We start from the raw sequence: 13,559 nt of genomic DNA, 5'->3' as shown, positions 1-13,559 counted from the left end.
CTTGCGCAAGCCGATCCGCGGCCTCGCGGCCGCAGCGGTGACCGTCGTCCTGCCGCTGGCCCTCCTCGCCCCGCCCGCGCACGCCGACGCCCGCGCGGACGTCACCGGCCTGCGGGCCGACGACCTGTCCCAGGCGCTCGGCATTGACGACACCACCCCGCCCCTCACCTGGCAGCTGCGCGGCGGCCGGAACACGGCGCAGACCGCTTACCGGATCCAGGCCGCCACCAGCGAGAAGGCGCTAAACCAGGGCCGTCCCGACCTGTGGGACTCCGGCCGCGTCGCCTCCGCCTCCCAGCGCGTCGACTACGCGGGCGAGAAGCTCGGCAGCCGCGCCCGCGTGTACTGGCGCGTCCGCGTGTGGACGGGCCCGAAGGCGTCCGGCTGGTCGTCGCCGTCCTGGTTCGAGACCGGCCTCACCGCCCAGAGCGACTGGCGGGGCCGCTGGATCGGCCAGAAGGACTGGCAGACCAGCACCAAGAAGCCCGACCCCATCGTGGTGAGGCTGCCGAAGACCACCGCCCGGTACGTCCGCCTCGACGTCACCAGGCTCGGGCTGCCGATGGTCGAGCAGGTGCCGGACGAGACGTACCGGCTCCAGCTCGCCGAGCTGGAGGTCCGCGACTCGGCCGCCCCCGGCACGAACCTCGCCGCCGGCCGGACCGTCACCGCGTCCGACAACGGCGGCAACGTCAACCGCAAGTGGGGCACCCGCTACCTCACCGACGGGACCGAGACGACGAACCAGGAGTTCGCCGGCTGGTCCAGCTCCGCCTACCCGAAGGCGGACGTCTCGGACGCGCCGCTGACGCTGACCGTCGACCTCAAGGACGCCAAGGCGTTCGACGAGGTGCTGCTGTTCCCGCGCACCGACCAGCCCGCCGCGGGCGGCAAGGTCCCGTACGCGCCCGCCGACTTCACCGTCGGCGCGTCCGACACGGCCGACGGCGCGTTCGCGAACAAGGCGTCCGTCACCGGGCAGCAGCCTCCGCAGTCGCCGGTCCCCGAAGCGCTGCCGATCTTCGCCAAGGACTTCTCGCTGCCGCGCGGCGTCCGCGACGCCCGCCTCTACGTCGCCGGGCTCGGCGTCTACGAGGCGCGGCTGAACGGCCGCCGCGTCGGCGGCGCCGAGCTCGAACCCGCCAACACCGCCTACGCCAAGCGCGTCCAGTACGCCGCCTACGACGTCACCTCGATGCTGCGGCCCGGCGGCAACACCCTCGGCGTCGAGCTCGGCAACGGCAACGCCAACGTGATCTCCACGCCCGACCGGTACCGGAAGTTCTCCGGGACGATCAGCGACCCCAAGCTCATGGCGCAGCTGGAGGTCACCCTCGCCAACGGCCAGGTGATGCGGGTCGCGAGCGACGGGACGTGGAAGACCGTCCTCGGTCCCGTCACCTTCTCCAACTGGTACGGCGGCGAGGACCACGACGCCCGCCGCGAGCGCCCCGGCTGGGACCGGCCCGGCGCGTCCCGCTCCGGCTGGGAGGACGCCGTCCCCGTCTCCGCGCCCGGCGCGCTCAGCGGGCGCGAGGCCGAACCCGTCCGCGTTGTCGAGACCCTGCCCGGTGAGCAGGTGGGCTCCGGAGACGGCTACCAGGTGTTCGACGTCGGCCGCGTCATCGCCGGGCGCCCCGAGATCACCGTGACCGCGCCCGCCGGCACCGCCGTTCGCGTGTACCCGTCCGAGAGCCTCAAAGACGGCCGCGCGTACCAGTCGGCCAGCAACGTCGGCGCGCCGATCTGGGACCAGTACACGACCCGCACCGCCGGGGCCGAGACCTGGCACCCCCAGTTCTCCTACCACTCGTTCCGGTACCTGGAGGTGCGCGGGCTGCCCGCCGGCGCGACGATCACCGTCCGCGGGCAGGCGCTGCGCAACGACACCGCCTCCGCCGGCTCGTTCAGCTCGTCCAACGACCTCATCGACGGCGTCCACGGCCTCGTCCGCCGGGCCATCGAGAACAACATGCAGAGCATCCTCACCGACTGCCCGAGCCGCGAGAAGCTCGGCTGGCTGGAGCAGGACCACCTCGTCGGCGACGCGCTCGCCGCCAACTACGACGTGCACGCGCTGCTGCGCAAAGTCGTCCAGGACATGGCGGACGCGCAGACCGACACCGGCCTCATCCCGTCCACCGTGCCGGACTACACCGTCCTCGCCGGCGCCTACCGCGACGACCCCAACTGGGGCGGCGCGTTCGTCGTCGTCCCGTGGCAGCTGTACCAGAACTACGGCGACACCGAGACGATGCGGACCTACTACGCGCAGATGAAGAAGTACTCCGCGTACCTGGAGGCCCGCGCGACCGGCGGGCTCACCGACTACAGCCTCGGCGACTGGTTCACGCCCGACCGGACGTTCCCGAAGACGGTGTCGGGCACCTACGGCTACTGGCGCGTCAACGACACCCTGGCGAAGATCGCCGGAGTGCTCGGCCAGACCGCCGACGCCGCCGCCTACAAGGCCAAGGCGGACCAGAGCGCCAAGTCCCTCGCCGACAAGTACTACGTCGCCTCCACGGGCACCTTCGCGGGCGGCGGCCAGGGCGCCGAGGCCCTCGCCCTCGACATGGGCGCCGTCCCCGCCGGCGACCGCCAGAAGCTGCTCGACCACCTGGTCGGCAGCGTCAAGGACGCCGGGTACCACCTGCTCCTCGGCGAGATCTCGCTGCCGTCGGCGTTCCGCGTCCTGCCCGACGACGTCGTCTACCGGATCGCCACGCGGACCGACAGCCCCAGCTACGGCTACCAGGTCGTGCACGGCAACACCGCCCTCGGCGAGTCCTGGGACGGCGGCAGCGGCCAGTCGCAGGACCACTTCATGCTCGGCTCGATCGACTCGTGGTTCACCTCCCGGCTCGCCGGGATCCGGCAGGCGGCCGGCTCCACCGGCTACCGGAACCTCGTCATCGACCCGGCCGTCGTCGGCGACCTGACCCGCGCGTCCGCGACACGGCGGACCCCGTACGGCGAGGTCCGCTCGTCCTGGACGCGCGACGGCGGCAAGGTCACGCTGACCGTCACCGTCCCGGCGGGCGGCACCGCCGAGGTCCACGTCCCCGGCGCCGCCGAGCCCGCCGAGGTCGGCTCCGGCACCTGGACCTTCCACGGCACCGTCGCCTGACGAGCCCGGGCCCGCCCTCCGGTCACCGGCCGGAGGGCGGGCCCGGCGCCTCGACGGGCGGCGGCAGCAGCGAGTAGACGGCCCGGCTCGCATTGAAATGCGCCAGGTAGTAGACCCGGCCGTCCTTCCGCAGTTCGAGCGGGGGCGGATCGCTCACCCCGCCCAGGTCGTGCGGATGGCCCTCGGCCCCGCACGTCCTGGCCGGGAGGACCGCGGTGGACCACCAGGCCGCGACCTTCTCGGCCTCCTCGCGGCCCTCCCAGAGCCTGACCTCGCCGCCCGGCGCGCCCGGTGCGGTCAGCACGCGCATGAGAGCCGGGTCGTAGATCCCGCGGACCCGGAAGTTCTCCATGTGCCGGCGCGGAACCACCATCCGCACGTATCCGCCGCGCCTGCCCCGGTGCCGGCCCGCCACCAGGAGGTCGGTGCCGCCGTCGCCCCATTGCGGCGGCAGCACCCACAGCTTCGTCCCGCCCGAGAAGTGCCTCAGCCCGCGGCGGATCACCAGCCCGCCCTCACCGGAGGCCGTTTCCCGCCGCACGTTCGCGACCACGCAGAAGCCGAGCAGTTCGCCCATGGGCCCAGGATTCGCCGGGACACGCCACCGCCGCAACGGGTTTGCGGCGCGTCAGCGGCGGGCGACCGCCGGGGCGCGGTCGGCGAGGCGGACGCTCAGCTGCGCCGTCGCGGTGAGGACGGTGCCCGCCGGGGCCCCGGCGAGCGACGCGTCGGTGACGACGGAGCGCCGACCCAGGTAGAGGTACGTCTTCGGGTCGAAGACGTACTCGTCGCGCTGCCCGGCGCCGGGGACGTCCAGGGACACGGCGACGCCCGTGCGGCCGGCGGCGTCCACGGCCCTGCCCACGGTCCGCACGCCCGGGATCGCGGCCGCCGCCCGGAACAGCGCCTTGCGCTGCGCGGCCGGCATGTACGCCTCGGTGAGCATGCCGCCCACGTTCTGCCACGCCTGGCCGTCCGCCGCCGGACCCGTCCCGAGGTGGGAGTACAGGTGCTCGTACATCTTCGCCGGGTCGGCGGGCAGGCGGCTCAGGTAGGCGTAGTCGGTGCGCAGCCACTCCGCGCGCCGGTCGAAGTCCGCGGCCTTCTCCGGACCGCTGCGCCCGGCCTCCCCGCGCGCCTCCGGCGGGAGCGCCTCGCCGGGATAGGGCCTGGGCGGCAGCGCCTCCGTCTCCAGGACGCCGTGCGTCGCGTCGCCGTCCACGGGCAGCCAGATCGTGCGGTTCGCGCGCGCCAGGTAGCGGGCGTGGCGGCCGCCGGTGCTGCTCTCCACGGGATCCATCGTCACGGACCGGTAGACGAGGAACTGGCCGGGCCTCGGGTGCAGCTCGGGCGCCCGGCCCGCCGCGTCCGCGGCGTGCTGGAGCAGCTCGACGTGCGCGACCGGCATGGCGTGGACGGCCGGGGCGCGGTGCGGCCCCCCGCCGGATCCGGCCACGACCAGGCCCGCGGTGACGGCGGCGGCCGCGCCTCCGGCGGTCACGGCCACGGCGAGCCGGAAGCGCCGGGTCCCGCGCGCCTTCGGCCGGCCGGTCGCCGGGGCGAGCATCGCGGCCCGCAGCCGCTCCTCCTCGGCCCGCAGGTCCTCCGGTCCGGGCCGGGGGATCTCGGACCGGAACCGCTCGAGTCGGGTCATCTCATTCATGGACGGGCTCCTCGCTGACGATGGCCATGACGTCCGTCCCGCCGAGCTCGCGGCGCAGCTGCGCCTTGGCCCGGTTGATCCGCGACCGGACCGTGCCGACGCGGACGCCCAGCGCCCGCGCGACCTCCGGATAGCTGAGGCCCTCCCACGCCACCAGCAGCAGCGCGTCGCGGCGCCCCTTCGGCATCGCGGCCAGCGCCGCCGCCAGCCGCGGGCCGGACGCCTCGGCGGTGAGCCGCTCGTCGCTGCGGTCGGTGAACGCCGCCGTCACCGGGTCGGCGCCCGTGCGCCGCAGGGCGCGCAGGTACCGGACCTCCGTCCGGACGTGCCGTCCGATCAGGTTGGTGGCGATGCCGTACAGCCACGGGCGCGCGTTCGGGCGCGCCAGGTCGTACGCGTGCCTCCGGCTGAACGCCGCCAGAAAGGTCTCGGCGACGACGTCCTCGGCGGCGTCGCCGCCGAGCCTCCGGGTGACGTAGCGCTTGATGTCGGGCGCGTGCCGGCGGAAGATCTCGGCGAACGCCTCCGGCTCGTGCCGGGAGCGTCCGATGACGGAGGCGTCATCGGCCTCGGCCCGGCTCGTGTCGCTCATGGTGTGGGGGCCTCTCGGCTCTGGAACGGGACGCCCCTTGTTGCCCGCCCGCGGCCGATCGGTTCCCGGTGCGTCAGCGGCCCACCGAGCCGTCGATGCGCTCGCGCAGGATGTCGGCGTGGCCCGCGTGCCGGGCGGTCTCCTCGATCATGTGCACCAGCAGCCAGCGCATGGACGGCGGCGGCGTCTCGCGCAGCGACCGGGCGCCCGGCCGGTCCAGGTCCGGGCAGGCCGCGGCGATCGCGTCCGAGCGCGCGGCGGCGGCGCGGTAGCCGGCGACGATGTCCGCGGCCGTCTCGCCGGGCAGCGGCGGCTCGCCGTCGTCCAGCCGCGGCACGTCGGCGCCCTCGTACGCCCACACGAACCAGTTCAGCTCCGTGTGCGTGAGGTGCTTGACCAGGCCGAGCAGGCTCGTGCCGGACGGGACGCCGGGCGCGCGGGCCGCCTCGTCCGGGACGCCGGCGGCCTTGGCCACGACGGCGTCCCGCAGGTAGCGCAGGAACGCCAGCAGGGTCGTCGGCTCGTCGGCGTTCAGGCTCGGCGGACGCAGGTCCCCACGCGGTTCGTTCATCGCACCACCCTAGGGCAGCGCCGTTCCCGGAGCCGCCCGCTGCGGGCGGGCGTCAGGCGGGGAAGGTCCAGCGGGTGGCGGCGAACGGCTCGACGAACGCCACGCCGATCGCGGTGCGGACGGTGAAGCGGTACAGGTGCCATGGCGGCGGGCCGGCACTCTGCGCGCTGTACGGGGCGGTGAAGGCGTCGCCGTCGACCTCGGCGGGCCAGCCGCCGTCGCGGTAGGCGGCCGCGACCGGTTCGAGCACGGCCGGGTCGGTGACCCGCGCCGCCTCGCCTTCGAGGACGAGGTCCAGGCCCTCCAGCCGGGCGGACAGCGTGCACGCCGGGTTCCCGGCGAGGTTGCGGGACTTGCGGGTCCCCGGGCCGCTGGTGAAGTACAGGTCGCCGTCGTGCCACAGCGCGCCGATGCCCGCCGAGTGGGGGCGCCCGTCCGGGCGGACCGTGCCGAGGAACACGGGCGTCTCCATCCGCGGCAGGCCCTCGGCCAGCGCGGTCCGGGCCCGGTCCCACGGCATGGGGCCGCCGCTGCCGTAGATGTCCAGGTCGCTGACCTCGACGGGGTCGCGTTCGGTCATCGCTCTCCACCTCTCCGTTGGTGCTTCGTCGGAGATATGACCGGTCCGCGGCCGGGAACTCATCGCGGGCGCCGGGTTGACCTCAAGCCCGGTCGAGGTGTGAGCGTTGCCGTGAGCGATAGGGAGTGTGCCGATGAAGGTCGTGCGCGTGACGCGGTTCGGAGACCCGGGCGTCCTGGTGTCGGGGGAGGCGCCGGAACCGGCCGCCGGTCCGGGGCAGGTGGTCGTCGCGGTGGCGGTCGCCGAGATCAACTTCGTGGAGACGCAGCTGCGACGGGGAATAACCCCCGGGCCTCCGCTGCCGGAGCCGCCGTACGTGCCGGGCGGCGGGGTGGCCGGGCGGGTGGCCGCGATCGGGGACGGCGTCGCGCCGGAGTGGCTGGGCAGGCGGGTCGCCACCGGGACCGCGGACCGGCTCGGCGGCAACGCGGAGCGGGCCGTCGCGGACGTGGACGACCTCGTCCCGGTGCCGGACGGCCTCGGCCTGCCGGAGGCGGCGGCGCTGCTGAACGACGGCGGGACGGCGCTGGGACTGTTCGAGGGCGCGGAGGTCCGCGCGGGCGACCGGGTGCTGGTCGAGGCGGCGGCGGGCGGGCTCGGGAGCCTGCTCGTGCAGCTGGCGCTGTCGGCGGGGGCCCGGGTCGTCGGCGCCGCGCGGGGCGAGGCGAAGCTCGCGCTGGTCCGGGAGCTCGGCGCGGAGGCCGTCGACTACTCGGCGCCGGGCTGGGCGAAGCAGGCGGTGGACGCGACCGGCGCGGGGTTCGACGTGGTGTTCGACGGCGTGGGCGGTGAGATCGGCCGGGCGGCGTTCGGCGCGACGGCCCGGGGCGGCCGGTTCTCCGTGCACGGGGCGTCCAGCGGCGCGGCGACGGTGGTCCCGCCGGACGAGGCGGCGGAGCGCGGCGTGACGGTCTTGGGGATCGAGCAGCTCATGGGGTTCGGGATCGGGGCGAAGGAGCGGGCGCTGCGGGCGATGGAGGAGGCCGCCGCGGGCCGGATCCGCCCGGTGATCGGGCAGCGGCCGCCGCTGGAGCGCGCCGCCGACGCCCACGCGGCGATGGAGTCCCGGTCGGTCGTCGGCAAGACGCTGCTCATCGTGTGAGGACGGCCCGGCCGCGCGGCCGGGCGTGCGGCCGGGCCGTCCCGTCACGGCAGCAGGGACAGCTCCAGGTGGGCGGAGACGATCCAGTTCGGCGCGTCCACGACCTCGGAGATCTTCAGGTCGGCGGCGACGCTCGCCAGCAGGTAGGCGTCCACCGGGGCCATGCCGGTGCGGGCCGCGATCTCCGCGACGAGGGCGCGCGCCGCGTCCCTGGACGCCGCCATGAGGTCGGGTCCGATGCCGGTGGTGACGAGCGCGGCGCCGGTCCGCTGCGTGCGCGGGTCGGTCTCGATCAGCGGGGTGGACGGGGCGGCGCCGCGGCGCACGTCCACGCGGAGCCGGACGGTCGCGTCGGTCTCCACGCCGGTGCCGCAGACCTCGCCGTCGCCCATCGCCGCGTGCGCGTCGCCGAGGGACAGCAGCGCGCCGTCCACGCCGACCGGAAGGACGAGCCGGGCGCCGGGGCCGATGTGCCGGACGTCCATGTTGCCGCCCCAGCGGCGCGGCGGGACGATCGAGTGCGCGCCGGGCTCGGGCGGCGCGACGCCGATCGTGCCGATCATCGGGACGACCGGGACGCGCAGCCCCGGCAGCAGCTCGGCGCCCCCGTCCCCGATCGCGGAGACGCGCAGGTGCGCGTCCGGGAAGTCGTCGGCGAGCAGCCCGAAGCCGGGGATGCAGGCCGTCCAGCCCCAGTCGCCGACGGCCATGTCCAGGACGTCGATCACCAGGGCGTCGCCGGGCGCGGCGCCCTCGACCAGGAACGGCCCGGTGACGGGGTTGACCCGGCCGAAGTCGAGCGCGGCGACGTCGGCCGCGCTCGAGGCGGGCCCGAGCTGCCCGCCGCTCGCGTCCGCCGTCTCGACGGTGAGCTCGGCGCCGGGGGCGATCGCCGCGATCGGCTCGATCGCGTTGTCCCACGCGTTGTGCACGCTGGCGCGGCGGATGTGCATCAGTCCTCCAGCTTGAGGTCGGTACCGCGGCCGGAGCGCCGGTAGAACAGCATCACCAGCACCCCCAGGACGAGCCAGCAGACGCCTCCGATCTTCGCGCGCGCGTCGGCGTTCCAGAGCACCGAACCGATGATCAGGAAGCCGATCGCGGGGGCGGCGATGTGCAGGCCCCAGCGGGTGCTCCGGTTCCGGAGCCTGAAGTGCACGAAGACCGCGACGTGCAGGAGCAGGAACGAGAAGAGCGCGCCGAAGTTCACCAGCGAGGACAGCACGTCGATCTGGCCGGTGAAGAACAGCCCGAGGATCAGCGAGATCACCGCGACGAACAGGATCGCGCGCTCGGGCGTCTTGCGCGTGGGATGGATGTGGGCGAGGAACGCGGGCAGCTTGCGGTCGCGCGCCATGCTGAACAGCAGCCGGGACGTGGCGGCCTGCGCGACCAGCGAGTTGGCGATGCCGGTGGCGAGGGCCGCGGCCACCGCGACGGTGACCTTCAGCCAGTGCCCGCCCGCGATCTGCGCGATGTCGTAGAACGCGGAGTTGGTGGCGTCGTCGCCGGCGAACTCGGTCTTGCCCGGGACGAGCAGCGCCGCGACCCACGTCTGCACCACGAACAGCACCGCGACCAGGCACAGCGCCACGACGGTGGCGCGGCCGACGATCCTGCGGCTGGAGTCGCGGACCTCCTCCGACAGGGTGGAGATGCCGTCGAAGCCGAGGAAGCTCAGCACCGCGATCGACAGCGCCCCGAAGATCAGCCCGGGGGTGAGCAGGCCGGGCTTGAGCAGCGGGTCGAAGGAGAAGTGGGCGCCGTTCTTCCCCTGCGCGACGGCGGCGAGGCCGAACCCGACGAACAGCGCGAGCACCACCAGCTCGGCGACCAGGAACAGCCGGTTCAGCCGCGCCGTCGACTCGATGCCCAGAAAGTTGATCACCGTGTTGACCAGGACGAACACCACGACCCACGCCCACTGCGGGACGGCCGGCAGCAGCGAGTTCAGCGCCGCCGCGCTCATCACGTACAGCAGCGTCGGGACGAGGAGGTAGTCCAGCAGGATCGCCCAGCCGGCGAGGAACCCGACCTTGTCGTTGATCCCGCGCCCGGCGTAGGCGTACACGGACCCGGCGATCGGGAACGCCCGCGACATCTCCCGGTAGCTGAGCGCGGTGAACAGCATCGCGACCAGCCCGATGACGTAGGTGAGCGCCACCATGCCCTTGGAGCCGTTGAACACGACGCCGAAGATGGTGAACGGCGCGATCGGCACCATGAACACCAGGCCGTAGATCACCAGGTCGGCGAGGCTGAGCGAGCGCTTGAGCTCCTGGTCGTACCCGAAGGACTTCAGCGTCCCTTCCGCCGACTCGGCGGCGGCGCCCGCGGTGGGGCTCGTGGGGCTCGCGGGGCGCGCGGCGGCGCCGGGGGAGGCGCCGGACGGCGCGGGGTCTGGGCTGGCGGTCGTCATCGCGCGCCTTTCCGGGGGTCGTTCAGCGGACGGGGTCTGGGGCGTTCGGTGGACGGGGTCGTTCAGCGGACGGGGTCGTGGGCGTCGAGGAACGCGCCGACGGCGGACATGCAGGCCGCGCGCTCCTCGACGTGCGGCATGTGGCTGGAGTCCTCGAAGATCTGCCAGCGGGCGCCGGGGATGCGGTCGGCGTAGGGGCGGACGGCGCCGGGCGTGGCCTCGTCGTGCCGTCCGGAGATGATCAGCGTGGGGGCGGCGATCCGGTCGAGCCGGTCCACGATCGTCCAGTCCCGGAGGGTGCCGACGACGTGGAACTCGCTGGGCCCGTTCATCGTGTGGTAGACGGTCGGGTCCGCGTCGATGGCGGCGAACGTGCGGGCGACCTCGTCCGGCCAGGGGATCCGGCAGACGTGCCGGTCGTAGAAGACCCGCATGGCCTCGGCGTACGCGGGGGAGCCGGTGGTGCCGGCGGCCTCGTGCTCGCGGAGCGTCGCCTCGACGCCTGCGGGCAGCGCGGCGCGCAGCCCGGCGGCGGCCTCCAGCCACAGCGGCATCGACGCGGGCGAGTTCGCGATCACCAGGGAGCGCAGGCCCGCGGGCCGCCGCACCGCGTGCTCGGCGCCGAGCATCCCGCCCCACGACTGGCCGAGCAGGTGGTAGCCGCCGGCGATGCCGAGGTGGGCGAGGAGGTTGTCCAGCTCGTCGAGGAACAGCTCGACGGTCCAGAAGTCCGCGCCCGCGTCCGGCAGGTGGGTGGAGCGGCCGTTGCCGAGCTGGTCGTAGTGGATCACCTGCCGGCCGGTGGCGGCGGCGAGGTCGGCGAAGGAGAGCACGTAGTCGTGGGTGCAGCCGGGGCCGCCGTGCAGCACGACGAGCGGCGCCCGGCCCGAGCCCGGCGTGCCGGTGACGCGGTACCAGGTGCGGTGGCCGCGGAAGGGGGCGTGGCCCTCGGCGGCGGCCGGTGCGATCACGCGTACCTCCTGTGAGCTGGGAGAACCCCGGTCCCGGCGGGGCGGCGGGCGGGCGGCGGGCGCGGGGGCCGCGCGGCCGGATGCGAGACTATGCGGTAAAAGGTCTGATTTCTAGACCTTTGAAGGAAGTTATCGTTTCCGGCGGGGCGGAGCGGAGGGACGGGGAGCATGGAGCACGAGGCGCTCGGACCGCTGCGTCCCGCGACCACCGGCGAGCAGGTCGCGCACCGGCTGGCGACGGCGATCGCGCTCGGCGAGTTCAGCCTCGGCGACCGGCTGCCCAGCGAGCGGGACCTCGCCGCGCTGCTCCAGGTCAGCCGGGAGAGCGTGCGCGCGGCGCTGCGCCGGCTCGCCGGCTCCGGCCTCGTTGAGGTGCGGCGCGGGCGGGGCGGCGGCGCCTTCGTCCGCGCCGAATGGGGCGAGGCCAGCGAGGGCGCGGTGCGCAGCGCGCTGCTGGAGCGCTGGACGGAGTTCGAGGAGTTGTTCGACTACCGGCGGCTCGTCGAGAGCCTGATCGCCCGCACCGCCGCCGAACGCGCCGACGACGCCGACCGCGCGGCCATCGCCGAGGCGCTCGCCCGGTTCGACGCCGCCGCGACGCCCGGCGAGGCCCGCGAGCACGACGTCCGGCTGCACGCCGCGGTCGCCCGCGCCACCCACAACGCGCGGCTGGTCGGGCTGCACGAGCGGCTGCTGTCGGAGGTCAGCCTCGGGGTGTCCGCCGAGCCGTACACGTGGGCGATCTACGAGGAGGCCAAGCCGCACCACCACGCGCTCGCCGCGGCGGTCGCGCGCGGCGACGGCGACGAGGCCGCGCGCATCGCCGGCCGCCACTTCGCGATCACCGAGGAGGCGCTGCGCCGGCTGGCCGAGCGCGTCCGGCCGCCAGGCGCGCGGTAGAAGGGCTAACCGGCGGGGCGCCGGGTCACTCGTCGCCGGTCGGCAGGTTGTAGGCGATCAGTCCGGCGGACCCGCCGGACAGGTCGAGTTCGGTGACCGCGCAGTTGCGGACGCGCGGGAACGCCCGCCGGTAGGACGCCAGCGGGAGCCCGAGCAGCTCGCACAGCGTCAGCCGCAGCAGCGTGCTGTGCGTGACGACCAGGACGCGCGCCCCCGGCTCGGCGTCCGCGATGTGGCGGAGCACGCCGGCGCCGCGCGCGGCCGCCTTGGCCGGGTCCTCGGCGCCGGGGAACGGCGAGCCCGCCGGGTCGGCGCGGAACGCGGCGACCTCGTCCGCGGGCATCTCGGCGAGCACCCGCCCCTCGGCGGCGCCGAAGTCGACCTCGCTCAGGTCGGTGTCCACCTTCAGCGGCAGCCCGAGCGCGTTCGCGGCCGGCGCGGCGGTGCCGCGGGCGCGGCCGAGCGGCGACGCCCACACCGCCCCGATGCCCCGGGCGGCCGCCCAGCGCCCGAGGGCGGCGGCCTGCCGGCGGCCCCGCTCGCTGAGCGCGACGTCGCTGACGCCCGCGTACCGGTTCTCCTCGTGCCACACGGTCTCGCCGTGCCGTGCCAGATAGAGCGTCGTCATCCCGTGCCCCCGGTCGCAGCGTTCCACCCCGATGTGCGCGCCGTCCCAGTATGCCGGTGCGAGCCGGCTCACAGGTTCGGCCGCCGATCTGGTGGGCACGGCTCTCCTGGCACGGCTGATTCCGGAACCGGCGGATTCCAGTCAGGCACCATCCGAAGGGGAGGACCATGACCGTACCGGACGTCAGGCTGAACGACGGGGCCATGATGCCGCAGCTCGGCTTCGGGGTGTTCCAGGTGACCGACGAGGAGGCCGAGCACGCCGTCGAGGTCGCGCTGCGCGACGGCTACCGCAGCGTCGACACCGCCAGCGCCTACGGCAACGAGGAGGGCACGGGCCGCGCGCTCCGCGCCTCCGGGCTGCCGCGCGAGGAGCTGTTCATCACCACCAAGCTGTGGAACAGCGACCAGGGCTACGACCAGACGCTCCGCGCGTTCGACGCGAGCATGCGCCGCCTCGGCCTGGACTACCTCGACCTGTACCTGATCCACTGGCCGATGCCCGGCCACGACACCTACATGGACACCTGGCGGGCGTTCGAGAAGCTCAAGGAGGACGGCCGGATCCGCTCGATCGGCGTCTCCAACTTCACGATCGACACGCTGCGCCGCGTGATGGACGAGTCCGGCACCGTGCCCGCGGTCAACCAGATCGAGCTGCACCCCTACTTCCAGCAGGACGAGCTGCGCGCGTTCCACCGGGAGCACGGCATCCACACCGAGGCGTGGGCGCCGCTCGGGCAGGGCCAGGGGCTGCTGGACGACCCGGTGCTCGACCGCATCGCGCAGGCGCACGGCCGGACCCCGGCGCAGGTGGTGCTGCGCTGGCACCTGCAGATCGGCAACGTGGTGATCCCGAAGTCGGTGACGCCGCGGCGGATCGCCGAGAACATCGACGTCTTCGGCTTCGACCTCGGCCCGGACGACATGAAGGCGATCGGCGAGCTGGACAAGGGCGCCCGGGTCGGCCCCGACCCGGCCACGTTCGAGATGGCCTGACGGCC

The 13,559-nt window shown here is 74.5% G+C and carries 13 protein-coding genes; 4 read left to right on the top strand and 9 right to left on the bottom strand.

Annotated features, from left to right (window positions below; translation table 11 throughout):
- The first annotated feature begins 1 nt into the window (after nucleotide 1).
- Nucleotides 2-3,130 (top strand): family 78 glycoside hydrolase catalytic domain, encoded by a 3,129-nt coding sequence (locus tag amrb99_RS22170; RefSeq protein ID WP_190859000.1) that lies wholly within the window; start codon nucleotides 2-4, stop codon nucleotides 3,128-3,130.
- Nucleotides 3,131-3,152: 22 nt separating this feature from the next.
- Here amrb99_RS22170 and amrb99_RS22165 read toward each other — a convergent pair whose 3' ends face one another.
- From amrb99_RS22165 to amrb99_RS22145, 5 genes are all read right to left on the bottom strand, one after another.
- Entirely contained in the window at nucleotides 3,153-3,707 is a 555-nt protein-coding gene (locus tag amrb99_RS22165; protein ID WP_190858998.1) for a hypothetical protein, read from the bottom strand.
- Nucleotides 3,708-3,758: 51 nt separating this feature from the next.
- The gene (locus tag amrb99_RS22160; RefSeq protein ID WP_241755790.1) at nucleotides 3,759-4,793 is read right to left on the bottom strand and encodes a CU044_5270 family protein; all 1,035 of its coding nucleotides are present in this window, start codon (nucleotides 4,791-4,793) and stop codon (nucleotides 3,759-3,761) included.
- Nucleotides 4,786-5,385, bottom strand: coding sequence for an RNA polymerase sigma factor (locus tag amrb99_RS22155; protein ID WP_190858996.1), 600 nt, complete (start codon nucleotides 5,383-5,385; stop codon nucleotides 4,786-4,788). The genes amrb99_RS22160 and amrb99_RS22155 overlap by 8 nt, the downstream gene beginning before the upstream one ends.
- Before the next feature lie 73 nt (nucleotides 5,386-5,458).
- Nucleotides 5,459-5,956, bottom strand: a complete 498-nt coding sequence (locus tag amrb99_RS22150; RefSeq protein WP_190858993.1) for a DinB family protein — start codon at nucleotides 5,954-5,956, stop codon at nucleotides 5,459-5,461.
- A 52-nt stretch (nucleotides 5,957-6,008) separates the two neighbouring features.
- On the bottom strand, nucleotides 6,009-6,536 hold the full coding sequence (locus amrb99_RS22145) for a pyridoxamine 5'-phosphate oxidase family protein (RefSeq protein WP_190858990.1): 528 nt from the start codon (nucleotides 6,534-6,536) through the stop codon (nucleotides 6,009-6,011).
- Nucleotides 6,537-6,669: 133 nt separating this feature from the next.
- On the opposite strand from amrb99_RS22145, the gene amrb99_RS22140 reads away from it, so the two are divergent.
- A complete protein-coding gene (locus amrb99_RS22140; protein WP_190858988.1) occupies nucleotides 6,670-7,638 on the top strand; it encodes a zinc-binding dehydrogenase in 969 nt (322 codons plus the stop codon).
- 44 nt (nucleotides 7,639-7,682) lie between these two features.
- Here the strand turns inward: amrb99_RS22140 and amrb99_RS22135 are convergent, their stop codons facing one another.
- From amrb99_RS22135 to amrb99_RS22125, 3 genes are all read right to left on the bottom strand, one after another.
- Entirely contained in the window at nucleotides 7,683-8,591 is a 909-nt protein-coding gene (locus tag amrb99_RS22135; protein ID WP_190858986.1) for an acetamidase/formamidase family protein, read from the bottom strand.
- Nucleotides 8,591-10,057 carry an APC family permease gene (locus tag amrb99_RS22130; protein ID WP_190858985.1) on the bottom strand — a complete coding sequence of 489 codons (1,467 nt, stop codon included), beginning with the start codon at nucleotides 10,055-10,057 and terminating at the stop codon, nucleotides 8,591-8,593. Before amrb99_RS22130 ends, amrb99_RS22135 begins: the two co-directional genes overlap by 1 nt.
- A gap of 62 nt (nucleotides 10,058-10,119) precedes the next feature.
- Entirely contained in the window at nucleotides 10,120-11,028 is a 909-nt protein-coding gene (locus tag amrb99_RS22125; protein WP_347256791.1) for a proline iminopeptidase-family hydrolase, read from the bottom strand.
- Nucleotides 11,029-11,196: 168 nt separating this feature from the next.
- On the opposite strand from amrb99_RS22125, the gene amrb99_RS22120 reads away from it, so the two are divergent.
- The gene (locus tag amrb99_RS22120; protein WP_190858984.1) at nucleotides 11,197-11,928 is read left to right on the top strand and encodes an FCD domain-containing protein; all 732 of its coding nucleotides are present in this window, start codon (nucleotides 11,197-11,199) and stop codon (nucleotides 11,926-11,928) included.
- 25 nt (nucleotides 11,929-11,953) lie between these two features.
- Here amrb99_RS22120 and amrb99_RS22115 read toward each other — a convergent pair whose 3' ends face one another.
- Nucleotides 11,954-12,655, bottom strand: a complete 702-nt coding sequence (locus amrb99_RS22115) for a histidine phosphatase family protein (protein WP_347256789.1) — start codon at nucleotides 12,653-12,655, stop codon at nucleotides 11,954-11,956.
- 68 nt (nucleotides 12,656-12,723) lie between these two features.
- Here amrb99_RS22115 and amrb99_RS22110 point away from each other — a divergent pair, with 68 nt between their 5' ends.
- The gene (locus tag amrb99_RS22110) at nucleotides 12,724-13,554 is read left to right on the top strand and encodes an aldo/keto reductase (protein WP_190858983.1); all 831 of its coding nucleotides are present in this window, start codon (nucleotides 12,724-12,726) and stop codon (nucleotides 13,552-13,554) included.
- Nucleotides 13,555-13,559 lie beyond the last annotated feature (5 nt).

It is taken from the genome of Actinomadura sp. RB99, from assembly GCF_014706005.1.
Taxonomy (GTDB): Bacteria; Actinomycetota; Actinomycetes; order Streptosporangiales; family Streptosporangiaceae; genus Spirillospora.
The sequence above is the reverse complement of the archived record's forward strand: the minus strand, read 5'-3'. Positions and strand labels throughout refer to the sequence as shown.